This window comes from Embleya sp. NPDC059237, from assembly GCF_042754105.1.
Lineage (GTDB): Bacteria > Actinomycetota > Actinomycetes > Streptomycetales > Streptomycetaceae > Embleya.
The window spans coordinates 501,579-523,772 of record NZ_JBHZAE010000003.1; the positions used below are offsets into that span (position 1 = coordinate 501,579).

21 protein-coding genes are annotated in these 22,194 nt (G+C 70.0%); 10 read left to right on the forward strand and 11 right to left on the reverse strand.

Translation table 11 applies throughout. The annotated features are described in order from the left end of the window. Positions 1–21 precede the first annotated feature (21 nt). The 6 genes from ACFXKZ_RS12855 to ACFXKZ_RS12880 all read left to right on the forward strand — a co-directional run bounded on the left by ACFXKZ_RS12855 (position 22) and on the right by ACFXKZ_RS12880 (position 5,917). On the forward strand, positions 22–621 hold the full coding sequence (locus tag ACFXKZ_RS12855) for a TlpA family protein disulfide reductase (RefSeq protein WP_379999485.1): 600 nt from the start codon (positions 22–24) through the stop codon (positions 619–621). 26 nt (positions 622–647) lie between these two features. Beyond that, positions 648–1,382, forward strand: coding sequence for a cytochrome c biogenesis CcdA family protein (locus ACFXKZ_RS12860; RefSeq protein WP_380000016.1), 735 nt, complete (start codon positions 648–650; stop codon positions 1,380–1,382). Further along, positions 1,382–3,106: a cytochrome c biogenesis protein ResB gene (locus ACFXKZ_RS12865; RefSeq protein ID WP_379999488.1), complete on the forward strand. Its 1,725-nt coding sequence runs from the start codon at positions 1,382–1,384 to the stop codon at positions 3,104–3,106. Before ACFXKZ_RS12860 ends, ACFXKZ_RS12865 begins: the two co-directional genes overlap by 1 nt. 44 nt (positions 3,107–3,150) lie before the next feature. Beyond that, entirely contained in the window at positions 3,151–4,167 is a 1,017-nt protein-coding gene (ccsB, locus tag ACFXKZ_RS12870) for a c-type cytochrome biogenesis protein CcsB (protein WP_380000018.1), read from the forward strand. A gap of 147 nt (positions 4,168–4,314) precedes the next feature. Next, positions 4,315–5,199 (forward strand): SAM-dependent methyltransferase, encoded by an 885-nt coding sequence (locus ACFXKZ_RS12875; RefSeq protein WP_379999490.1) that lies wholly within the window; start codon positions 4,315–4,317, stop codon positions 5,197–5,199. A 94-nt stretch (positions 5,200–5,293) separates the two neighbouring features. Further along, on the forward strand, positions 5,294–5,917 hold the full coding sequence (locus ACFXKZ_RS12880) for a rhomboid family intramembrane serine protease (RefSeq protein ID WP_379999493.1): 624 nt from the start codon (positions 5,294–5,296) through the stop codon (positions 5,915–5,917). 61 nt (positions 5,918–5,978) lie between these two features. Here ACFXKZ_RS12880 and mqnP read toward each other — a convergent pair whose 3' ends face one another. Then, positions 5,979–6,893: a menaquinone biosynthesis prenyltransferase MqnP gene (mqnP, locus tag ACFXKZ_RS12885; RefSeq protein ID WP_379999496.1), complete on the reverse strand. Its 915-nt coding sequence runs from the start codon at positions 6,891–6,893 to the stop codon at positions 5,979–5,981. Then, positions 6,890–8,341 carry a menaquinone biosynthesis decarboxylase gene (locus ACFXKZ_RS12890; protein ID WP_379999499.1) on the reverse strand — a complete coding sequence of 484 codons (1,452 nt, stop codon included), beginning with the start codon at positions 8,339–8,341 and terminating at the stop codon, positions 6,890–6,892. The genes mqnP and ACFXKZ_RS12890 overlap by 4 nt, the downstream gene beginning before the upstream one ends. Positions 8,342–8,445: 104 nt before the next feature. On the opposite strand from ACFXKZ_RS12890, the gene ACFXKZ_RS12895 reads away from it, so the two are divergent. The 3 genes from ACFXKZ_RS12895 to ACFXKZ_RS12905 all read left to right on the forward strand — a co-directional run bounded on the left by ACFXKZ_RS12895 (position 8,446) and on the right by ACFXKZ_RS12905 (position 12,743). Continuing rightward, positions 8,446–10,563: a DUF4139 domain-containing protein gene (locus tag ACFXKZ_RS12895; protein WP_379999501.1), complete on the forward strand. Its 2,118-nt coding sequence runs from the start codon at positions 8,446–8,448 to the stop codon at positions 10,561–10,563. A gap of 1 nt (position 10,564) precedes the next feature. Next, positions 10,565–12,214 carry a DUF4139 domain-containing protein gene (locus ACFXKZ_RS12900; RefSeq protein WP_379999503.1) on the forward strand — a complete coding sequence of 550 codons (1,650 nt, stop codon included), beginning with the start codon at positions 10,565–10,567 and terminating at the stop codon, positions 12,212–12,214. Positions 12,215–12,305: 91 nt separating this feature from the next. Continuing rightward, on the forward strand, positions 12,306–12,743 hold the full coding sequence (locus ACFXKZ_RS12905) for a PLD nuclease N-terminal domain-containing protein (protein WP_379999505.1): 438 nt from the start codon (positions 12,306–12,308) through the stop codon (positions 12,741–12,743). Between the two features lie 52 nt (positions 12,744–12,795). On the opposite strand, the gene ACFXKZ_RS12910 is transcribed toward ACFXKZ_RS12905, so the two are convergent. Continuing rightward, a complete protein-coding gene (locus tag ACFXKZ_RS12910; RefSeq protein ID WP_379999507.1) occupies positions 12,796–13,698 on the reverse strand; it encodes an IclR family transcriptional regulator in 903 nt (300 codons plus the stop codon). A 105-nt stretch (positions 13,699–13,803) separates the two neighbouring features. On the opposite strand from ACFXKZ_RS12910, the gene ACFXKZ_RS12915 reads away from it, so the two are divergent. Next, entirely contained in the window at positions 13,804–15,621 is a 1,818-nt protein-coding gene (locus ACFXKZ_RS12915; protein ID WP_379999509.1) for an amidohydrolase family protein, read from the forward strand. A 76-nt stretch (positions 15,622–15,697) separates the two neighbouring features. Here the strand turns inward: ACFXKZ_RS12915 and ACFXKZ_RS12920 are convergent, their stop codons facing one another. The 8 genes from ACFXKZ_RS12920 to ACFXKZ_RS12955 all read right to left on the reverse strand — a co-directional run bounded on the left by ACFXKZ_RS12920 (position 15,698) and on the right by ACFXKZ_RS12955 (position 22,136). Beyond that, positions 15,698–15,865 carry a DUF397 domain-containing protein gene (locus ACFXKZ_RS12920; RefSeq protein WP_379999511.1) on the reverse strand — a complete coding sequence of 56 codons (168 nt, stop codon included), beginning with the start codon at positions 15,863–15,865 and terminating at the stop codon, positions 15,698–15,700. Next, on the reverse strand, positions 15,862–16,284 hold the full coding sequence (locus ACFXKZ_RS12925; protein ID WP_379999513.1) for a Scr1 family TA system antitoxin-like transcriptional regulator: 423 nt from the start codon (positions 16,282–16,284) through the stop codon (positions 15,862–15,864). Before ACFXKZ_RS12925 ends, ACFXKZ_RS12920 begins: the two co-directional genes overlap by 4 nt. Before the next feature lie 378 nt (positions 16,285–16,662). After that, positions 16,663–17,766, reverse strand: a complete 1,104-nt coding sequence (locus ACFXKZ_RS12930; protein WP_379999515.1) for a ferritin-like domain-containing protein — start codon at positions 17,764–17,766, stop codon at positions 16,663–16,665. Positions 17,767–17,806: 40 nt separating this feature from the next. Next, on the reverse strand, positions 17,807–19,042 hold the full coding sequence (locus ACFXKZ_RS12935; RefSeq protein ID WP_379999517.1) for an acyl-CoA dehydrogenase family protein: 1,236 nt from the start codon (positions 19,040–19,042) through the stop codon (positions 17,807–17,809). Positions 19,043–19,057: 15 nt separating this feature from the next. Next, positions 19,058–20,104 carry a methyltransferase gene (locus ACFXKZ_RS12940; protein WP_379999519.1) on the reverse strand — a complete coding sequence of 349 codons (1,047 nt, stop codon included), beginning with the start codon at positions 20,102–20,104 and terminating at the stop codon, positions 19,058–19,060. A gap of 4 nt (positions 20,105–20,108) precedes the next feature. Continuing rightward, the gene (locus ACFXKZ_RS12945) at positions 20,109–20,837 is read right to left on the reverse strand and encodes a hypothetical protein (RefSeq protein WP_379999522.1); all 729 of its coding nucleotides are present in this window, start codon (positions 20,835–20,837) and stop codon (positions 20,109–20,111) included. An 18-nt stretch (positions 20,838–20,855) separates the two neighbouring features. Continuing rightward, positions 20,856–21,524 carry an iron-containing redox enzyme family protein gene (locus ACFXKZ_RS12950; protein WP_379999525.1) on the reverse strand — a complete coding sequence of 223 codons (669 nt, stop codon included), beginning with the start codon at positions 21,522–21,524 and terminating at the stop codon, positions 20,856–20,858. Between the two features lie 165 nt (positions 21,525–21,689). After that, positions 21,690–22,136 carry a PaaI family thioesterase gene (locus ACFXKZ_RS12955; RefSeq protein WP_379999528.1) on the reverse strand — a complete coding sequence of 149 codons (447 nt, stop codon included), beginning with the start codon at positions 22,134–22,136 and terminating at the stop codon, positions 21,690–21,692. Positions 22,137–22,194 lie beyond the last annotated feature (58 nt).

A 22,194-nucleotide genomic window follows, 5' to 3' on the forward strand; every position in this document is an offset into this window, starting at 1 on the left:
AGGGCATGCGAAACTTTTCACATGCTCACACGCCGCCTCCCTCGTCGTGCCGCACTGCTCACCGCCGCGGCTCTGCTCGCCCTCACCGGTTGCGGCGGGATGAGCGCCGGCGGCAAGAGCAGCGGTGACGGCAAGGGTTATGTCGACAGCGACAAGACCGGCATCGTGCGGGCCAAGCCGGCCGACCGCAAGGCGGCCCCGAACGTCTCCGGCAAGACGCTGGAGGGCAAGGACATCACCCTCGCCGACTTCAAGGGCAAGGTCGTGGTCCTGAACGTGTGGGGTTCGTGGTGCAATCCGTGTCGGGCCGAGGCCGCCGACTTCCAGCGGGCGCACGTCGAGAACGCGGACAAGGGCGTGCAGTTCCTCGGGATCAACACTCGCGACGGCAGCCAGGAGAACGCGCTCGCCTTCGTGGGCAGCAAGGGCATCACCTATCCGAGCCTGTGGGATCCGGACGCGCGCGAGATCCTGAAGTTCACCGGCAACCTGAACCCCAACGCGATCCCCAGCACGCTGATCATCGACCGTGAGGGTCGGATCGCGGCCCGGGTGCTGCGTGCGATCGACATCGACGAACTGCGCTCGATGATCGACCCCGTGCTGAACGAGAAGGTCTGATCGCGGTGCTTCTCGCAGCCCAGGGGATGAACAACACGGTCTACACGGGGTCGCTGCTCGCGGCGATGCCGATCGCCCTGCTCGCGGGGTTGATCTCGTTCTTCTCGCCGTGCGTGCTCCCCCTGGTGCCGGGCTACCTCAGCTACGTCACCGGAGTCTCCGGCGCCGACCTCAAGGACGCCCGACGCGGTCGGCTCTTCCTCGGCGTGTTGTTGTTCGTGCTCGGCTTCACCGCCGTCTTCGTCTCCATGGGCGCCGCCTTCGGCTACTTCGGCCAGACCCTGACCGAACACCAGTCGACGCTCACCAAAGTCTTCGGCGGCGTCACCGTCGTGCTGGGCCTGTCGTTCATGGGCGTACTGCCCGGGCTCCAGCGCGAGTTTCGCGTGCACAAACGACCGACCATAGGTCTGGTCGGGGCACCCCTCCTGGGCGTGGTGTTCGGCCTCGGCTGGACCCCGTGCATCGGCCCGACGTTGTCGGCCGTGCTCACCCTGTCCACCAGTGAGGCGAGTGCCAATCGGGGAGCGCTGCTCACGGTCGCGTATTGCCTGGGCCTCGGCGTTCCGTTCCTGCTCACCGCGGTCGCGTTCCGTAAGGCACTCGGTGCGTTCGGGTGGGTCAAGAAGCACTACGTCTGGGTGATGCGCCTGGGCGGCGGCATGCTCGTGCTGCTCGGGGTGCTCATGCTCAGCGGGGCGTGGGACCACATGATGCGCGAGATGCAGTCGTGGGCCCAGCAATACACGATCGGATTCTGATGAGCATCGAGACCCATCCCGACGACGTCGTCCGGGCCGACCCCGGACCGGACGACGACCCCGAGCGGGTCGCGGCGAGCGAGGCGCGAGCCGGTGCCGGGATGTCCACGGCGCCCGCGCAGGACGACGGCGACGGGGAGATCCGCCAACCGCAGTTGGGCGTGGTCGGCTGGCTGCGCTGGCTCTGGCGGCAGCTGACCTCGATGCGCGTCGCGCTGATCCTGCTGTTCCTGCTGTCGATCGCGGCGACGCCGCCGACGCTGGTCCCGCAGCGGCCGGTCAGCCCGATCAAGGTCAGCCAGTACTTCCGCGACCACCCCACCCGCGCGAAGATCATGGACAAGTTCCAGCTCTTCGACGTGTTCTCGTCGTGGTGGTTCGCCTCGATCTACATCCTGCTGTTCGTCTCGCTCCTGGGCTGCATCGTGCCGCGCTGCTGGGCGCACGCGAAGACGCTGCGGGCCAAGCCCCCGGAGGCGCCGCGCAACCTCACCCGGATGCCCGCGTACGCCCGGTGGGAGACCTCGGCGGACCCGGACGCGGTGCTGGCCGCGGCGCGCGCCACGCTGAAGAAGCGGCGCTTTCGGCTCAACCCGGGCAGCGACACGATCGCGGCGGAGAAGGGCTACGCGCGCGAGAGCGGCAACCTGCTCTTCCACATCGCGCTGTTCGGCATCCTGGTCGCGTTCGCCCTGGGCAGTCTGTACAGCGTCAAGGGCGGCAAGATCGTGGTCGAGGGTGGCAGCTTCGCCAACGTGCTCACCCAGTACGACGACCGCCAGTTCGGCGCGCTGGTCGACGAGGACAACCTGGAGGCGTTCGGATTCCGGCTGAAGTCGGTCGACCAGACCTTCCAGCCGACCGGCGCCAAGCGCGGCGAGCCGCGCTCGTTCACCGCGCACATCGAGTCCTGGTACGGGCACGAGGGCAAGGACAAGTCGGGCACGATCCGGGTCAACCACCCGCTCGAAGTGGGCGACACCAAGGTCTTCATGATCGCCACGGGCTACGCACCCGAGGTGACCGTGCGCGACGCCAAGGGCAAGATCGCCTACAAGGGCCCGACCGTGTTCCTGCCGCAGGACGGCAACCGCACCTCGACCGGCGTGATCAAGGTCCCGGACGTCAGCGCCGGCCTCAAGCAGCTCGGCTTCGACGCGCAGTTCCTGCCCAGCGCGCCGATGGACCAGGAGGGCAACCTCCTGGTGGACCCCAAGCGCGGTCCGATCTCGGTCTTCCCCTCGCTGCTCAACCCCCGGTTGATGATCAGCGGTTACGAGGGCGACCTGGGCATGGACTCGGGCGTGCCGCAGAACATCTACGCGCTCAAGGCGAACAAGATGTCGAAGTTCATGGACGGCAACGACATCTGGCGCAAGGCGCTCAAGGTCGGCGACACGGTCGACCTGCCCAACGGCGCCGGCACGATCACCTTCGACGGCGTCAAGACCTGGGCCAACTTCCAGGTCGCCAGCGAGCCCGGCAAGGGGCTCGCGCTGATCAGCACGATCGCCGCGATCGTGGGTCTCGTATTGTCACTGTTCGTACGCCGCCGCCGGATGTGGGTGCGCGCGGCAAAGGGCCCCGACGGCCACACGGTCGTCGAGGTCGGCGGGCTCGCCCGCACCGAGGGTGGGGGCCTCGGCGATGAGGTACAGGAGTTCGTGGACGCGTTGCGCGAGGCCGCGCCGGCGAACTCTCCCGGCACCAAGGTCAAGGAGTGAGCGTGGGCGTCAACGAGAACCTCGCCCAATTCAGCAATGTGCTGATGTATTCGGCGATCGCCGTCTACCTGATGGCGTTCTTCGCCTATTGCATGGAATGGACCTTCGGCAGCAGCGGGACGGTGGCCAAACGCTCCGCCGACCTGACCGTCGAGGTGCTCGAACCGGCCGCTGCCGCGGGTGCGGGCGGCGGGGTCGCGCTGGCCGAGCGGCCGGTGGTGGTGCTGCGCGACGGCGCGGACGCCGGTGCCGGCGACGACGAGGGCAACGTGGCGGGTGGCAGCGAACGTGCCGACCGCATCGGCCGGGTCGCGGTCTCGCTGACCGTACTGGCCTTCCTGCTGCACGCGGGGTCCGTGCTGACGCGCGGCATCTCGGTGGAGCGGGCGCCGTGGGGCAACATGTACGAGTTCTCCACGTCGGTCGCGCTGATGGTGGTCACGGCCTTCCTGGCGCTGCTGTGGAAGTACCCGGTGCGCTGGCTGGGCCTGTTCGTCACGCTGCCGGTGCTCACCACGCTGGGCGTGGCGGTGACGGTCCTGTACACCGACTCCGAGCAGCTGGTGCCGGCGCTGGACTCGTACTGGCTGTGGATCCACGTCGCGTCCGCGATCGTGTCGTTCGGCGCCTTCCACATCGGCGCGCTCGCCTCGATCCTGTTCCTGTTCAAGCAGCGCTACGAGCGCCGGCAGGCCGACCCGGCCGACACCAAGCGGGGTCGCTTCGACGACCAACTGGCCCGCTTGCCCAGCGCGTCGTCGCTGGACAAGACCGCCTACCGGGTCAACGCGATCATCTTCCCGCTGTGGACGTTCGCGATCGTGTGCGGCGCGATCTGGGCGGAGAACGCGTGGGGCCGCTACTGGGGCTGGGACCCCAAGGAGGTCTGGTCCTTCATCACGTGGGTGGCCTACGCGGCCTACCTGCACGCGCGCGCCACGGCCGGCTGGAAGGGCTCGAAGGCGGCGGTGGTCTCGCTGGTGGCCTTCTCGTGCTTCCTGTTCAACTACTACGGGGTCAACATCTTCGTGAACGGGCTGCACTCGTACGCGGGTGTGTGATTCGCGAATTCCATGTCGGGTCCGCCCCGTTGCCCCGGTCGGGGTGACGGGGCGGACCCGTCTCGGCGTTTGCTCGACCTCTCGCACCTTCGGAACTGGCCGATTTCGTCGGTGTCCGGGTGGTCACACAGCGCTATGGTGGCGACCATGGCAGTGGACGAATACTCGGAAAGTGCCCAAGCCGCTCCCACTCCCGAGGAAGTCGGCGCCTCCTACGACGAGTTCGGCGACCTGTACGGACTCATCCTCGGCGACGCCGCCATCCACGTGGGCATGTGGGTGACGCCGGGCGCACGGACTCGCGCCGCCGGCTTGACCGACCTGGCCAACCTCGCCATGGATCGGCAGACCGACCACTACATCGCCGCCCTGCACCTCGGGCCGGACGATCACCTGCTCGACATCGGCTGCGGCACCGGCGGCCCGGCCCTGCGGGCCGCGCGCGCGACGGGGGCCCGGGTCACCGGCATCACCGTCAGCGGCTCCCAGGTGGAACTGTGCCGGGCCCGCGCCGACGAGGCGGGACTCGCCGACCGGGTGGACTTCGCCCTCGCCGACGCGATGGATCTCGGCAAGGAGTACGAGGACGAGTCGTACGACGCCGCCTGGGCCATCGACTCGTTCGCCCACATGGACAATCGCCTCGCCGTGCTGCGCCAGGCGTGGCGCGTACTGCGTCCCGGCGGCCGGCTGCTGTTCACCGAGTTCACCAAGCGCGCCGAGCCGACCCCGGAACACCTGGCCGTATGGCGCGCGGTGTGGACGTCCCCGCCGCCCCAGACACCCGCCGCTCTGCTCGAACGCGTCACCACCGAGGCCGGATTCCATCTCGAACGCCTCGAGAACCACACCGACAGCTTCGTGGTCACCGGCGACCTGATGGACATCTTCTACCGCGAGCACCACGAGCGGATCCTGGCCCGATACGGCGCGGAGACGACGGCGAACATGGACGCGGCGATGCCGAAGCTCCGCGAGTTGATCAACGAATACATGGGCTACTTCGTCTTCGTGGTCCGCAAGCCGAACTGACGCTGGCGGCCGGGCCGCCCACCACTCCGCTCGTCGCGCGTGCCTCCTATCCTGACCCGGTGGCGGTATCACTCACCGCCGGGGAGGGTGGAGCATGTCATCGCGCATATCCATATCGGGAGTTCGCGACGCGGTCCTGATCACCGGCGTGCTGATCGGCGCCATCTGGGTGGTCCAGGTGATCAACTACGCGACCGACGACTCGCTGCTGACACACGGGGTGACACCGCGGCGGGCGGACGAACTGCCCGACATCCTCACCGCGCCGTTCCTGCACTTCGGGACCGGGCACATCGTGTCCAATACGTTTCCGCTGATGCTGCTCGGCTTCCTGGCCGCGCTGCGGGGAGTCGCCCGGTTCCTGACCGTGCTCCTCGTGATCACGGTGGTCGGCGGGCTGGGGGTGTGGCTCACCTCGCCGTCGGGGTCGAACTCGGCGGGCGCGAGCATCCTGGTCTTCGGCCTGTTCGGGTACCTGGTCGTGCGCGGCTTCGCCGATCGACGCGTGCTCGACGTGCTGATCGGCTTCGCGGTAGTGGCCCTGTACGGCAGCTCGTTCGCGATCGGACTCCTCCCGCTCGCGGAGGGTGTCTCGTGGCAGGGTCACCTGTTCGGCCTGATCGGCGGAGTGGTCGCCGCAGTGACGCTACGCCGCCGCCGCCCCACCGACCCCCGCGACCCGTCGCAACCTTCGCTCGCCGGCTTGCCGACCATTTGACCGGCGCTGCCGACGCGAGCAGCTCTCCGCGAGCCGAGGCGGCTGTCGTCGCCGCCTCGGGCTACGGGCGCAGGCCCCGGACGCCCAGGTCCAGTAGGGCGCAGACGAACAGGGCGATGCCGATGAAGCCGTTCGTGGTGAAGAAGGCTCGGTTGAGTTTGCTCAGGTCGTTCGGCTTGAGCAGGCTGTGTTCGTAGACGAAGGCCGCCGCCACGATCAGCAGGCCCAGCCACCAGAAGAAGCCCGCGCCGGTGAGGGCGCCGAACCAGACGAACAGCAGCGTGGTCACCACGTGGCTGATCTTGGAGGCGTTCAGCGCGGCGGCGATGCCCCACTTGGCCGGCACACTCTTGACGCCGTGCGCGCGGTCGGCGGCGACGTCCTGGCAGCCGAAGATCAGGTCGAAGCCGCCGATCCAGGTGCCCACCGCCAGGCCCAGGACCACCGCCTCCCACGACCACGAGCCGGTGATCGCCAACCACGCGCCGACCGGACCGATCGCCTGCGCGATGCCCAGGATCGCGTGCGGGACGTTGGTGAAGCGTTTGCCGTACGGATAGATCACCATCGGGATCACCGCCACCGGCGCGAGCGCCAGGCACAGCGGGTTCAGCAGCGCGGCGGCCAGCAGGTAGAAGAACAGCGCGACCAGCGCGCCGACCCACGCGGTGCGTACCGAGACCGCGCCGGTGACCAACTCCCGCGTGGCGGTGCGCGGATTGCGCGCGTCGATCTCCCGGTCGATGATCCGGTTGCAGGCCATCGCGAACGTGCGCAGCCCGACCATCGCCACGGTGACCAGGAACAGCTCCCAGTAGTGCAGGCGTTCGTCGGTCTCGTACATCGCGGTGAAGGCCGCGATGTAGGCGAACGGCAACGCGAACACCGAGTGCTCGATCAGCACCAGACGCAGGAACGCCTTGACCCGGCCGACCTCCGACGGTGCTCCGGGAGCGGGTAGAGCAGCGGACGTCACAGCCCGTATTCCTTCCATCGGCGGGTCACCTTGGCGGCGGTCTCCGGATCCGACACGACCATCTCCGGCCAGCCGCCGTCGCGGGTGTAGCCCTCCTCGGGCAGCTTGCGGGTCGCATCGATCCCCGCCTTGCCGCCCCAGAACTGTTGGTAGGACGCGTGGTCGAGGTGGTCCACGGGCCCCTCGACCAGCATCAGGTCGCGCGCGTAGTCGGTGTTGCCGAACGCCCGCCACGCGACCTCGTGGTAGTCGTGCACGTCGCAGTCGGCGTCCACCACCACGATCAGCTTGGTCAGCGACATCATGTGCGCGCCCCAGATGGCGCTCATCACCTTCTGCGCGTGCTTGGGGTACTTCTTGTCGATCGAGACGATCGCGCAGTTGTGGAAGCCGCCCGTCTCGGGCAGGTCGTAGTCCACGATGTCCGGCACGATGATCTTGAGCAGCGGCAGGAAGAACCGCTCGGTCGCCTTGCCCAGCGGCCCGTCCTCGGTCGGCGGCCGGCCCACCACGATCGACTGGAGCAGGGGCTTTTCGCGCATCGTCACGCAGTCGATGGTCAGCGCCGGGAACGGCTCCTGCGGGGTGTAGAAGCCGGTGTGGTCGCCGAACGGGCCCTCGGGCAACATCTCGCCCGGGGTCAACCAGCCTTCGAGCACCACCTCGGCCTCGGCCGGGACCTGGAGCGGCACGCTCACGCAGTCGACCATCTCGATCCGCTTGCCGCCGATGAAGCCGGCGAACAGGTACTCGTCGATGTCTCCGGGCAGCGGCGCGGTGGACGCGTACGTCACCGCCGGCGGACACCCGAATGCGATCGCCACCGGCAGTCGCTCACCGCGCTTGGCGGCCACCTGGTAGTGATTGCGGCTGTCCTTGTGGATCTGCCAGTGCATCCCGATGGTGCGCTTGTCGTGCCGCTGGAGGCGGTACAGCCCCAGGTTGCGCACGCCCGTGTCGGGGTCCTTGGTGTGGGTCAGGCCCAGGTTGTAGAACGAACCGCCGTCCTCGGGCCAGGTGAACAGCGCCGGGATGGTGTCCAGGTCGACCTCGTCGCCCTTGTACACCACCTGCTGACACGGCGCGTCCTTGATCTTCTTCGGCGGGATGTGCGCGACCGCGCCGAGTTTGCCGAACGCCTCGCGGATCCCGCCGAAACCCTGCGGCAGTTCCGGCTTGAGCAGGCCGCCGATCTTCTCCGACAACTCGTCGTAGCTCTTCAGCCCGAGCGCCATCAGCATGCGCTCGTCGGTGCCGTAGACGTTCATCGCCAGCGGCATCGAACTGCCCTTGACGTTCTCGAAGAGCAGCGCCGGGCCCTTGGCCTTGTTCACCCGATCGGTGATCTCGCCGACCTCGAGATGTGGATCGACCTCGGCGCGCACGCGCTTGAGGTCACCGCGCTTCTCCAGTGCCTTCAGGAAAGCGCGCAAGGTCCCGTATGCCATGCGTGCCAGTATCCGATACGGACTCGCCGGACCCGCACGCGCACCCGCCCGCTCGGGCTACGTTGGTGCCTTCGTGCCGGGCAGGGACGGGCAGGGAGGGGTACATGCTCACGGTCGCTTCGGAATTGCGTTCGGTGGTCGTTCACGCCGTCGGGGCGGTATGCGTACGAAATTGCGAGGTGGACCTGCCGGCGGAGGCATCGGGGCCGGTACGGGTGCGGGTGACCGGCTTCCCGTTGACCGCGTACGGCGACCGGTTGCGGGCGCGCGTGGTCGGGGGCGGTGCGGGCGTAAGGGTCACCGACGTGCGGCCGGTGGTCGACGTCGAGGTGGTCGACGACGCGGATCTGCCGGACGTACTGCGCGACCTGGAGGCCGCGGAGTCGCGGCTGCGGGCGGTGCGCGAGCGGCGGGCCCGGCTGGACGCCGAACTGGGCCGGATCGCCGGCCTGGAGCCGGTGTCGCCGCCCGTGCGTCGCGGCGACCCGCCGCGCACCGCGCCGGTGTCCGCGCTGTTGGAGCTGGCCGCTTTCGCCGACGAGCGGTCGGCGGCACTGCACGAGCGGATCACCGCCTGCGACGCGGAGATCCGCGAGGCGATGCGCGACGTGGACGTGTACCGCTTCCGGCTCAACGCCGGGTCCGGCGCCGCGCGGACCGAGCGGGCCCAGGCGTCCGGGACCGCCGTGGTCACCCTGGAGCACACCGGCGGGGCCGGCCCGGTCGAACTCGCGGTGGAGTACCACGTGCCCGGCGCGCGCTGGGCGCCGATGTACCAACTGCGCCTGGACGAGGCGATGACCGGCGGCACGCTGGTGATGCGGGCCTGCGTCGCGCAGCGCACCGGCGAGGACTGGTCCGACGTGCGGCTCGGGCTGTCCACCGCCGACCTGGCCCGCGGTTCCGACCTGCCCGAGCTCAAGTCGCTGCGGCTGGGCCGGCGGCAGAGCGCGCCCGCGCACGCGGGGTGGCGCGAGCCGCCGACCGGCCTGGCCGACCTGTTCGCGGGCTACGACGCGAGTCGGGCCGAGCGGCCGCGGCCGACGTACGGCGTACCCGCGGCGGCGGCCGGAGGGGCCGTGCCGAGCGAACTCATGGAGGACGAGGACCCGATCGTGTACCGGGCCGCGCCGCCGCCCGCCCCGACCCCCACGCCCGTGGCCGCGCCGATCGCGCCCGGCGGTTACGGCGGCCCGCCCCCGCCGGCCGCCGCCCGCTCCGCCACGCGCAGCCGCTTCCGCCGCGGTGCCTCCGCCGCGGCGGCCGAGGGCGACGCGTATGGGGGCGCCGGTTTCGCCGCGTTCCAGGAGTCCGGTTTCGCGCCCATGGCCGAGGTCGACGCGCGCTTCGTCGACGCCGACGAAGCCCCGCCTGCCCCGACCGAGCCGGACGCCGACCTGCTCGACTACGCCGCGCTCGAACTGCGCGGCGCCGACGACGAACCGCAGGACCGGGGCCGGTTGCGCGCCGCGGCGTCCGGACCGGGCGGCGTGGCTGCGGAGTACCGCCGGCGCGCCGACGAGGTCACCCGGCTCACGCTGCCCGAGCATGCGCTCGCGCCGCGCGACGCGGCCGGGTCGTTCGACTACCGCTTCGACACGGCGGCCCCGGCCGAGGTGGCGGCGGACGGCGCGTGGCACACCATCCCGGTGTGCGAGATCGAGATCGGCCTCGACCCCGAGTTCGTCTGTGTACCCGCCCTGGACGACGCGGTGTTCGGCACCGTCGTACTCGCCAACGCCTCCCCCCACGCGCTGCTCGCGGGGCCGGCCGACGTGTCGGTGGCGGGCGAGTTCCTGATGACCGTGCCGCTGCCGACGCTGGCGCCGGGTGCGCGCGAGCGGGTCGGGGTGGGCGTGGTGGAGAGCGTGCAGGTCTCGCGCAACGCGCACATGCGCGAGTCGACCGCGGGCCTGCGCGGCGGCACCGTCGTGCTCGACCACCGCATCGAGGTGGAGGCGGTCAACCACCTCGCCCGGCCGATCCGGCTCGACATCCTGGAGCGGGTCCCGGTCACCGACGACAAGGACGTGCGGATCGAGGAGCACGACGGCGCCCCGCGCTGGGTCGAGGACACCGAGCTGCGCGACGGACGACACGTCGCCGGCGCGCGGGTGTGGCACGTCGAACTCGCCCCGGGCGAGCGTAGGAACCTGACCGGCGGCTACGAGATCCGGATCCCGGCGGCGAAGGCCGTGGTCGGCGGCAACAGGAGGGTTTGAGATGACGCAGCCGATGGCTCGGCCGACGACGCAACCGACGGCTCGACCCACACGTACGCAGGGCACGCCGGCGGAGCCCAAGCCGGAGACGTTGCCGATCACCGCGGTGACCTGCCTGGAGGACCGGGCCCAGGTGACCCGCTCCGGCCGGATCGGCCTGACCGAGGGGGTACAGCGGGTCCTGATCGGGCCGGTGACCCCCCTCGCGGTGGACCGGTCGCTGCGCGCCGAGGTGGTCGCCGACGACGGCACCGCGACCGCGATCGACGCACGGGTGCGGCGCACGTACACCCCCGAACCCGCGAATGGCCCGGGCCCGGACGCCTCCGACCTGCGCCGACTCGTCCACGAGTTGAGCACCAAGGACACCGAACTGACGCGGCGCGAGGAGCGGTTGCGCGGCCGACTCGCGCTGATCACGCAGGCCGAGCACGAGTTGCGCCGGGAGATCGTCGAGCACACCGGCTACGGGACCACCGATCCGCAGCGCTGGGCCGGCGAACTCGACCGGCTCTCCGCCGAGGCCGAGCAGCGGTTCGCCGACCTGCACGCGCTGACCGAGGAGAAGAGCGCGCTGACCCGCCGGTCGCGCGACGCGCAAGCGGCCCTCGACCTCGCCGAGCGGGCGCCGGAGGAGTTGACCGCGACCGTCGAGGTGGTCATCGACGCGGATCGGGCGGGTTCGGCCGAACTGCGCGTGACGCACCTGGTGCCCTGCGCGCTGTGGCGGCCGGCCTACCGCGCGACGCTGGCTCCCGACCGTGGCTCGATCGAGCTGGAGTGCGACGCCATGGTCTGGCAGCGCACCGGCGAGGACTGGTCCGGGGTCGCGCTGTCCCTGTCCACCGCGCGGCCGACCCTGGCCGCGCGACCGCCGAGCCTGGTCGAGGACCGGCTCACCCTGCGCGAGCGCACCCAGGAGGAGAAGAAGCAGGTCGAGGTGGACCTGCGCGAGGAGGACATCGCCGCGGTCGGCAAGGTCGCGGCCGGCTCCTCGGGCACCGCCGAGTTGCCCGGCGTGGACGACGGCGGCGAGGTCCGGGTACTGGCCGCGCCCGGACCGGTGGAGGTGCCCGGCGACGGCCGGCCGCACCGGGTCCGGCTGACCACGTTCTCCGCCGACTGCACGCCCGAGGCCGCGTGCGCGCCGGAGTTGTCGGAGTACGTGAGCCAGGTCGTGCGGTTCGCCAACGACGCGGGGCACGTGCTGCTCGCGGGTCCGGTGGAGCTGGTGCGCGGCAGCGGCTACGTCGGACGCGGGCAGCTCGACTTCGCCGCGCCGGGCGAGGAGGTGCGGTTGCCGTTCGGGAGCGAGGACGACTTCCGGGTGGTCCGCGAGGTCACCGAATCGCGCAGCACGGCGGCGCTCACCGGGCGCACGGTGATCACCCGTACCGTGACGGTCTTCGTCTCGCACATCGCGGCGCCGGGTGCCGAGGCGCCCGGGACGGTGGTGCTGCGCGAGCGGGTGCCGGTGTCGGAGGTGTCGGCGGTCGAGGTCAAGGTGCGCCGCGACCTGTCGGAGCCTGCCCCGGACGCGGTCGACGACCAGGGGATCGTGCGCTACGACGTGGCGCTGTCGGCCGGCGAACGGCGGCGGTTGACGCTGGTGTACGAGCTGCACGCGTCGGGCAAGGTCACCGGGTTGTGAGCGATCCGGTGTTCATGGGGTCGACCGTTTACGCTGGATGGGAGACGCGTCCGAGTACCGAGCGCCGAGTACCTGCCTGGGAGACCGCCACATGATCAGGGTTCTGCTGTTGCTGCTGCCCCTGGCCGTCGGGATCTACGCGTTCATCGACTGTCTGACCACCGATGAACGCAAGGTCCGCAGCCTGCCCAAGATCGCATGGGTCTTCATCCTGTTGCTCTTCTGGCCTGTCTTCATCGGTCCGATCGGCTGGTTCTTCGCCGGCCGACCCAGGAGCGAGTACGTCTCCGGCTCCGGGGGCGGCCGGTTCGCGGGCCGGGGCCGGGGTCCGCAGACGGCCCCCGACGACGACCCCGAGTTCCTGGCGTCGTTGTCCAAGGGCGACCGCAAGGCGGCCGACGCGCCCAAGCCCGGCACCGACGAGGACGAGATGTTGCGGCGCTGGGAGGAAGACCTCAAGCGCCGCGAGGACGACCTGCGCAGCCCCGACCAGGACAACCCGGAAGGGCGCGCGAAGGACAAGGACTGACCCGCGCCATGCGATGCGAGCGCCGACCGTGATGCGGTCGGCGCTCGCGTTTTCACAGCGCGGCGGCCACCTCGGCCGACGCCTCCGCGAGCAGTCGGCCGGTGCGTTCCAAGGTGCGGCCGTCGGTGCGCGGCGCGAAGCCGCGCAGGCTCAGGATCAGTACGAGGTCGCCGTCCGGGGCGTGCACCGGCGCGCTGATCGCGCCCACCCGGTAGTCCCGGTCGGCCTCCAGCTCGTCGATCTGTCCGCCGTCGGAGCCGCCGATCTCGGCCGCGATCTCCTCGAGCAGGGTGCGCAGCCGGGCCGCCGACGCGCCCGCGCCGAGCGTATCCAGGCCCTCCAGGTGCTCGTCCAACTCGCCCAGCGTCTCGCCCAGTCGGGTCTCCACGTCGGTGACCAGCTCGATCGCGAACCCGGCGCGCCGCGCGTTGTCGATGGCGTGCTCCATCCGGGCCCGCGCGGTGGGACCGTCGGCCTCGTCCAGCCAGCGGCGGACCGTCTGCTCGTCGGCCCAGGGCACGTAGCCGATGCCCAGCGGCGGGGTGATCGGGGCCTGGGCGCCGATGTGCGGCCGGTGCGGTTCCGCGCCCGGTGCGCGCACCACCTCCGCGATGGCCACGTGCCGCTCCCCCGGGGTCATCGCGAAGCAGGTCAGTCCGGTCTCGTCGCGCAGCCGGCGCATCACCGGCCGGGCCACGTCGAGCACGCCGAGTCCGCGCGCGGCGGCGCGCCCGACCGCGACCAGGGCCGGGCCGAGCCGGTAGGTGCGCCGGGTGGGGTGGCGGATCAGCCAGCCCAGTGAGGTCAGGCTCGCCAGCATCGGATGGCAGGTCGCGGGCGTCACCGCGAGGTGCCGGGCGATCTCGGACAGGGTCAGCCCCTCGGCGGGCCGTTCGGCGATCGCGTCGATCAGCGAGACGAGTCGGTCGGTCTGTGGCGAGGGGCGTGGGGCCATGGCGGGACCATACCGGATGGAATCCGTGATCTTTTCGCATAGTGCGCATCTTGACTCGCACAATGCGCAGCCGTACGGTCTGGCCACCTTACCGGGGAGGCTGCTGTGAACGACCTCGAAACTCCTGTGCACGACGTCGGGACCCCCGTCTACGACCTCAAGATCGTCAACGCCACGATCGTCGACGGCACCGGCGCGGATCGGTTCGCCGGCGACATCGGGATCCGGGACGGCCTGATCGTCGCGGTGCGTCGGTACGACGGCCCCGATCCGGCCCTGGACGGCGCCGCGACCGAGACGATCGACGCGGCCGGCCGGCTGGTCACGCCGGGCTTCGTGGACATCCACACCCACTACGACGGCCAGGCCACCTGGGACGAGGTGCTCGACCCGTCCACCTCGCACGGGGTGACCACGGTGGTGTCCGGGAACTGCGGGGTCGGCTTCGCCCCGGTGCGGCCGGGTCGCGAGGACTGGCTGATCCGGTTGATGGAGGGCGTCGAGGACATCCCCGGCACCGCGCTGGCCGAGGGCATGACGTGGGGCTGGGAGACCTTCCCCGAATACCTGGACGTGCTGGAGCGGCGTACCTTCGCCGCCGACATCGGCGTCCAGGTCGCGCACGGCGCGGTCCGGGCGTACGCGATGGGCGAGCGGGGCGCGCGCAACGAGCCGGCCACGGCCGAGGACATCGCCGCGATGGCGGCGATCGTCACCGAGGCGATCGAGGCCGGCGCGCTGGGCTTTTCCACCTCGCGCACCGTCGCGCACAAGGCGATGGGCGGCGAACCGGTGCCGGGCACCTTCGCCACGGAGGACGAACTCTTCGGCCTGGGCCGGGCGATGGCCGCGGGCGGGCGGGCCGTGTTCGAACTGGCGCCGACCGGCTCGTCCGGCGAGGACATCGTCAAGCCCGCCTCCGAGGTGGCCTGGATGCGCCGACTCGCCGCCGAGATCGGCATGCCGGTGTCGTTCGCGCTGCTCCAGGTGAACGCTGCGCCGCAGTTGTGGCGCGAGCTGATGGCCGAGTCACAGGCGGCGAACGAGGCGGGCGCGCAACTGCATCCGCAGATCGCGGGGCGCCCGTTCGGGATGCTGACCGGGTTCGGCACGCGCAACGCGTTCAGCAAACGACCGACCTTCCGGGCGCTGGACGACCGCCGCCTGGCGGGCGAGCTGGACGACGCGGCGTTCGCGGCCGAACTGGCTCGGCCCGAGGTCAAGGCGGCGATCCTGGCCGAGACGGACCTGCCGAGCGACCCGAACATCCCCGGCGACTCGGTCAACCTGGCGATGCAGTACATGCTGGACCGGATGTATCCGATGGACCCGGTCCCGGACTACGAGCCGCTGCCGGACCGCACCGTGGTCGCGATCGCGCGGGCCCGCGGCGAGGAGCCGTTGGCGACGCTGTACGACCTGCAACTGGCCGACGACGCGCGGACCACGCTGATGGTGCCGATGTTCAACTACTCCGACGGCGACCACGAGGCGATCCGGGAGATGTTGACCCACCCGGCGAGCGTGTTCGGCCTGGCCGACGGCGGCGCGCACTGCTCGATGATCTGCGACGCGTCCCAGCCCACGTTCCTGCTCACCCACTGGGCCCGGGACCGCATCCGCGGCGAGCGGCTGCCGCTGGAGTTCCTGATCCGCAAGCAGACGATGGACACCGCCGCGCTGTACGGCCTGACCGACCGGGGCGTGATCGCCGAGGGCAAACGCGCCGACCTGAACGTGATCGACCCGGACACCCTCACCCTGCACCGCCCCCGCATGGTCCACGACCTCCCGGCCGGCGGCGGGCGCATGCTCCAAAAGGCCACCGGCTACATAGCCACGATCGTCGCCGGCGAGGTGACCCGCCGCAACGGCCAAGACACCGGCGCCCGCCCGGGCCGCCTGATCCGCGGCGCCCGCTGACCCACACCCGGCGGGCCACCGTGTGGAACACGCGAACGACGGTGCGGATCACCGACCCGCACCGTCGTTTCGACCGCTACCGCGCGCGCAACCCTGCCACGAGCGATGCCCATGCCCCCGTGCCGAGGGGAACCACCGGCGAAGCCGCGAGCTTGCTGTCGCGTACGCCCATCGCCCGGTCGCCGAAGGTGGCCACCTCGACGCAGTTCTCCTCCTTGGTGTAGGAGGACTTCCGCCACTTCACAGGTTGGTCTCGATCGCCGTGCATGCTTCCCGCCTTTTCCTGTCGATCAACTCGAGCGAGGCAGCCGGATCGAGCGCCGCCCCCTCCAAGCGCTCGAACAGCACCCGCAGTTCGGCCGTATCGTCGGGGCCGGTCACCAGGGCCGACCGTGATCGCATGTCGATCCAGGCCACCATCTTGCCGGGCGAGGATTCCAACAGATAAAGCGGAATCGAAGACGCTACGGGAGAACTGGATGGCAGGACCTGGATCCGCATCGACTCGAAGCGCGCGGCGAGGTCGAGGAGGTGTTCGAGTTGCTCGGCGAGCGTGGCCAATCCGCCGACCGCACGTTGCAGCGCCGACTCCGGGATGACGAAGCAGGTCGGGCGATCGAGCGCCAGAAGACGCCTGGCGCGCTCCAGGCGGGTGTGGGCCACGGTGGTTCCGCCGACTCCCAACGGCGAATCTGCCGGACACTGACGCCGAGTCGGTACCCGAACTCCAACGCTTTGGCCTCGAAGGCGTCGGCGAATCGTTGTTGAGAGTTGAGCCCCATGAGCTTGCGGGCACTGACCAGGGCAGGGTTGGCGGGTGGGGGCTTCGAACGCTGCATGAGGACTCCCGAGGTCTGTCGGATCCCGGACTCACGGTAGCGATTCAAGACACAGCGGGCATGGCTTTCCGGCCGGCTACCACCGATGCACGCGTTGGCGCGGAACGACGTGACGGGCCGACGGGCCGGCCCGAGCGCGGCCTGCGCCCGTAGCCGGAGGCGGTGGGCCCGGCGAGAACCGGCGGACGCCGCGCCCGCGCCGCTATTCCGCGCCCAGTTCCATTGCCGCGTCGACCTCTGCCTTGCGGGTGGCGAGGTCGGTGGCGGCTCGGGCCGCGTCGTACTGGTCGGCGATTTCCTCGTCCTGGCGCATCAGGGCCAGGAGGTCGGACTTGGCGTGGTCCAGGACGCCCATGGATTCGTAGGCGGAGCGGACGCCGTCGCCCCACAGGCCGATGTCGCGGACCACCGGCACGATGCGGCTGAACAGGTGCGAGCGGTAGAGGTGGAACATCTCCGACGACTCGACGCACTCCATGCACTCGTCGACCGGCATGTCCAGCGTTTCGAACACCTCGCGGCCGGTGAAGCGGTCGCGCATCAGCAGGCTGCCCTCGATCACGAACTCCTCACGCTCGGCCCGCTCGCGGTCGGTCAGTTCGCGGTAGTAGTCCTTGAGCGCGAGGCGGCCGAACGCCACGTGCCGGGCCTCGTCCTGCATCACGTAGGCGAGCAGGTGCTTGACCAGCGGCGCGGTGGCCAGGTCCCGGTACAGGCCGAAGGCCGCGAGTGCGAGGCCCTCGATCAGTACCTGCATGCCGAGGTAGGGCAGGTCCCAGCGGCTGTCCTCCAGCGACTCGGCCAGCAGCTTGGCCAGGTCCTGGTTGACCGGGTAGTACATGCCGATCTTCTCGTGCACGAACCGGGCGAACAGCTCCACGTGCCGCGCCTCGTCCATGGTCTGCGTCGCGGCGTAGAACTTGGAGTCCATGTCCGGGACCGACTGCACGATCCGCGCGGAGACGGTCAGCGCCCCCTGCTCGCCGTGCAGGAACTGGCTGAACAGCCAGGAGCCCTGGTGCCGGTCCACCTCGTCGCGGTCGCGCTGCGACATCCGGCCCCACAGGTCGGAGCCGTGCAGCGGGTTGAACTCGTCGGGCAGGCCGGCCACGTTGATCGGGTCGATCTCCAGGTCCCAGTCGATTCGGTCCCGGGCGTCCCACTGCTTGTCCTTGCCCTTTTGGTACAGCGCGAGCAGCCGCTCCCGACCCCCGTCGTATTCCCAGGAGAAGCGGGCGGACCCGGCCATCGGCACGTTCCAGGTGTCGGTGGACACCGGGGTGGAGTAGAGCGGGAACGACGTCACGACAGTCCCTTCGTGGTCGGATCGGTGGTCGGGTCCACGGTCAGATCAACCCCTCGGCCGCCAGGGGGTTCCTGGTCAGGGCCCGCTCGACGCCCAGCCACATCGCGCCCGCCATCTCCATGATCTTGGGCTGGCCCATCAGGTGCCGGCTGATCGTGGTGAGGTCGCGCGTGTGGCGCTCGATCGGGCAACCACGGTAGATCGAGGCGCTGCCGACCACGTCGGACAACACGCCGGCGGCGTCGCGGCAGGTCCGGATGGTGTGCATGTAGCCGCCGACCAGGGCCGCGCGCAGCCGCAAGGACGGTTCGGTGCCCTGCTCCAGCGCCGACCACAGCTCGCCCAGTACGTCGTACAGGTGGCTGCGCGCCGCGCCGACCATGGCGTGCGCCTGGGCGATGCCGGTCCGGACCCGGGGGTCCTCCCGGGCCGGGCGCATCTCGGGCACCGCGATCTTGTCGGCCAGCAGGTCCTCGGCCGCCTCGAGCGCCGCCCGGGCGATGCCGAGCGGCACCCCGGGGAGGTTGGCGAAGAACATGCCGGGCCAGGCGTACAGGACCCCCTCGCGGCGGCGTTCGCGCAGGTCGCGGAAGCGGAAGGTCTGCTCGGCCGGGACGAAGACGTCGTCGATCCGGTAGTCGTGGCTGCCGCTGCCTGCCAGGCCGGTGGTGTACCAGGTGTCCAGGATCTCGAACTGCTCGGCGCGCAGCAGGGCGACCCGGGCCTCGGGCCGGCCGTCGTCGGTGTGCGCGGGAGCGCCGTTCTCGTACACGATCGCGCCGCCGATGATCACATCGGCGTGGGTGCAGCCGCTGCCGAACTGCCAGCGGCCGGTCAGGCGATAGCCGCCGTCGACGCGGTGGAGCCGACCGGCCGGCACGATCCAGCCCGCGGTGATCGTGTCCAGGTCGGGGTAGAGCTTGCGGCCCACGGCGTCGTCCAGCGCGGAGCTGTAGTAGCCGCCGTCCGAGCCGATCATGGCGCACCACCCGGCCGCCCCGTCGGCCGCGGACAACTCCTCCACGATCCGGGTCTGGGTACGGATGTCCACCTCGGGCCCGCCCCAGACCCGGGGCATCGGCATGCGGAACACCCCGGTCGAGCGCAGCGCGTCGACGGCCCGCGGGGTGAGCCGGCGTCCCCGCTCGTTCGCGTCGGCCTCCTCGCGCAGCACCGGGGCCACGGCCCGGGCGTTGGCCAGGATCGTGGCACCGTCGACAAGCCTGCCGTCGACGGAGCCGCCGTCGAGCCCGGTCGGGTCGGTCGTGCGGGACATGATCGATCCCCCTTCTCAGTCTCGGGCCGGAGTCGCTTCGATCACCCGGAAGTCGAAGCGGGGGAGTGTGGTGATCCGGGTCGTCGCGAAGCCCGTGGTGTGCAACAGGCGCCGAAACTCCTCCTCGGTACGCTCGCGACCACCGGTGGCGACCAGCATGTGCAGGTCCAGCAGGAGCGCGGCGGCCTCGGACCGGCTGCCGGGGGTGACCGTCTCGGGCAGCGCGCGCTCCAGCAGGAACACCCGGCCCGCCGGGGGGATCACCGCGCGGATGTTGCGCAGGATGGCGCCGGCTTCCTTGTCGTCCCAGTCGTGCAGGATCTGCTTGAGCAGATAGGCGTCGCAGCCCGAGGGCACCGCGTCGAAGAAGTCCCCGCTCACCACCCGCGCCCGGGCCGCCACCCCGGCGGCGGCGAGCGTGTCGGCGGTGGCGGCCAGACCGGTGGGCACGTCGAACACCACACCCTCGACCTCGGGATGGGCCCGCAACACGTGCGCGACGAGGGTACCGTCGCCGCCGCCGAGGTCGGCCACGGTACGAAACCGCCCCAGGTCCGCGGCGGCGATCGCCTCGGGCGCCACGTCGCGGGTGTGCTCGGCCATGGCCAGGTTGAACGTCTCGGCGGCGTCGGGATGGGCCGCGTAGTACTCGGTCCACCCCATGCCGTGGGCCAGCTCCCACGGCGGCTCGCCGGTACGCACGCCGGCGACCAACTCGCCCCAACTGCGCCAGACTTCGGGGCCGCACATCATCCGCATCAGCCCGCGGATCGAGTCCGGCGCGTCGGTGCGCAGCGGTTGCCCCAGCTCGGCCAGCTCGAAGCGGTCCGCGCCGACCGGGGTCAGCACCCCCACCCCGGCCAGGGCCAGCAGCAGGCGGTGCAGGGACGGACCGTGCGCGCCGATGCGTTCGGCCAACTCGGCACTGCTCCGCGGCCCCCCTGCGAGCAGGTCGGGGATGCCCAACTCGGCCGCCGCGTGGACCGCCTTTCCGGCCAGCACCTGCACGATCATCGCGGTGAGCCGGGCCGGGGGCGGCGGTTTCCGCTCGCCTTCGCGCACGGCGTCAGCCTCCGAGCGCATCGGTCGGGCACAACGTCGATTCGGCCACGTCGGCGGCGATTCTCTTCATGGTGACCTTCCGATGGAAATAGTGGTAGCTCCGGGAGACCGCATAATCGACGTGTTCTTTCCGGTCGGTCATGAAGTAGGTGACGTAGTCGCAGATGGTCTCGTCGCCCAGGAGATGCAGGGGCGCGTGACGCACCGGAATCGTCCCGAAGTCCACGAACATGGGCAGGATTTCGTGCCGAATCAGCCCGGCGACGTAGTCGAAGCCCTTGGCATGGGAAAGCAGCGCACAGTTGCGCATGATGATGCCGAGCAGGAGGTCGCCCTTGAAGGAATGTTCGATCGCGACATTGTTGACCTCGATGACCCGCCGGCCCGCGGCTCCCGGTATCACCTCGTGATAGATCGAGTCCGGCGCGGCCGGGGTCAACCTGAAGATGGCCGCCATGCGGCCGTCGAAGGTGACCTTGTAACAACTCGACGCCACGCCGGGAAGGAATTTATCCCGATAGATGCCGAGCGGCTTGAGCGCCTTCTCCAAGAATTCGCGATATTCTTCGCGTTCCTGGGTATCGGTGATCATGCAGGTCTGGTACTTCCGCACCTCGGCCAGGACGGATTCGTCCTTCGGTGCGGCCACGAACGCCACCGGTGAGGTCGCCATCGCATGGTCGGTCGGAATTCCGTCTTCCTCGGGCCGCCGCTCTTCCCGTGTGCTCCTCATCCCGTCGAATCCTCGGCTCTAGGACGCGATGGGAGTGGTCAGCACATCGTCGAACATCCGACTGTAGTAGTGGATCGTCATCCTCCTTCCCTGGATGACGTCGGCCATGTCGGAATCCTTCACCAACAACTCGTTCACCGCGCGCTTCACGTCTTCGATGTGCTTGGCGTCGAATCCGCCGTGGCTCTTGATGAATGTCACCTGATTACGTTCGAGGCCGTACCGGTCCCGGAGCACCTGTGCCATGGCCTTGCCCAGTTCCGCGCCGAGGCCCTCGGTCAGACTGGCCACGCCGAGGATGCCCACGGGGTTGCCGTACGTGGCCATGTAGTAGTTCTGCGAGACCAGTCCCCAGGACCCGGGTTTCGGCGGCACGGCGAGCACCTGCGCCACGTCCTCGCCGAGGTTCCGCAGGTCGTTCATACAGAATTGGTCGTGATTGTTCTCTTCCTGGACCTGCTCGAAGAACCAGTCGCGCAAGTCCCGGTAGTCGTCGCCGAGCCGCGCGCCGGCCAGTGACAACATCCGTGAAGTGTGTCGCACCATGTGGTATGTCTCACGCAGGTAGCTCACGTAATGTTCGCGTTTCATCCCGCCCCCGAGCACGAGCTCGATCAGCCCGTTCTTTTCGATCGAGGCTTTGTAGTCCTCTTCCGTGGCGGCAAGCAGGTCGTCGAAGTTGCTCATGATCGGTGCTCCATTCGTTCCGGCGTGCCGGCGGACGGTGGTGGCGACAATCCGGCCGAGGTGGGGTTCGGCCGCGGTGCGAGAGCGATGACGAAAAGCGGAACCGGGAGCGGGAACCGAGAGCGGGAAGGGAAACGGAAAAGGAGACGGGAACGAAGACGGGAACTAACGGGTTTTCGTCGGCGGCTTCGGGAAGGGGAGCAGCCGGTAGGTGCCGATCGCCCGGGCCAGGATCCGGCCTTCCGTATCGGTCAGCCTCGCCTCCAGAAAGGCCGAGCTGTTGCCCCGCGAGGTGATCTGTCCCGTACCCAGGATCCGGCCCACGGAAATCGGTTTCACGAAGTCGGTGGACATGGAGACGGTAACCGGCATGAATTCCGCATCGGTGAGGCCGACGATGGCCGAGCCCATGCACTCGTCGAGCATGGCGACAATGAATCCACCGTGCACGTTGCCGGCCGGGTTGGTGAACTCGGGCAGTGCGGTGAAGGAAAGGTGGATCGAATCCGATTTCTTGTCGAGTTCGAGCAGTGTCCAGTCGACGAGAGCGGCGACCTGCGGCAGATCCCCCAGGCGATCGAAAACGGTCTCTTCGACGTTCGTATTCGGCACCGGCGATTCTTCTTTCCTCGATTTTGCCGGACATTTCGCGGCTCGACTCGAGCGGCTC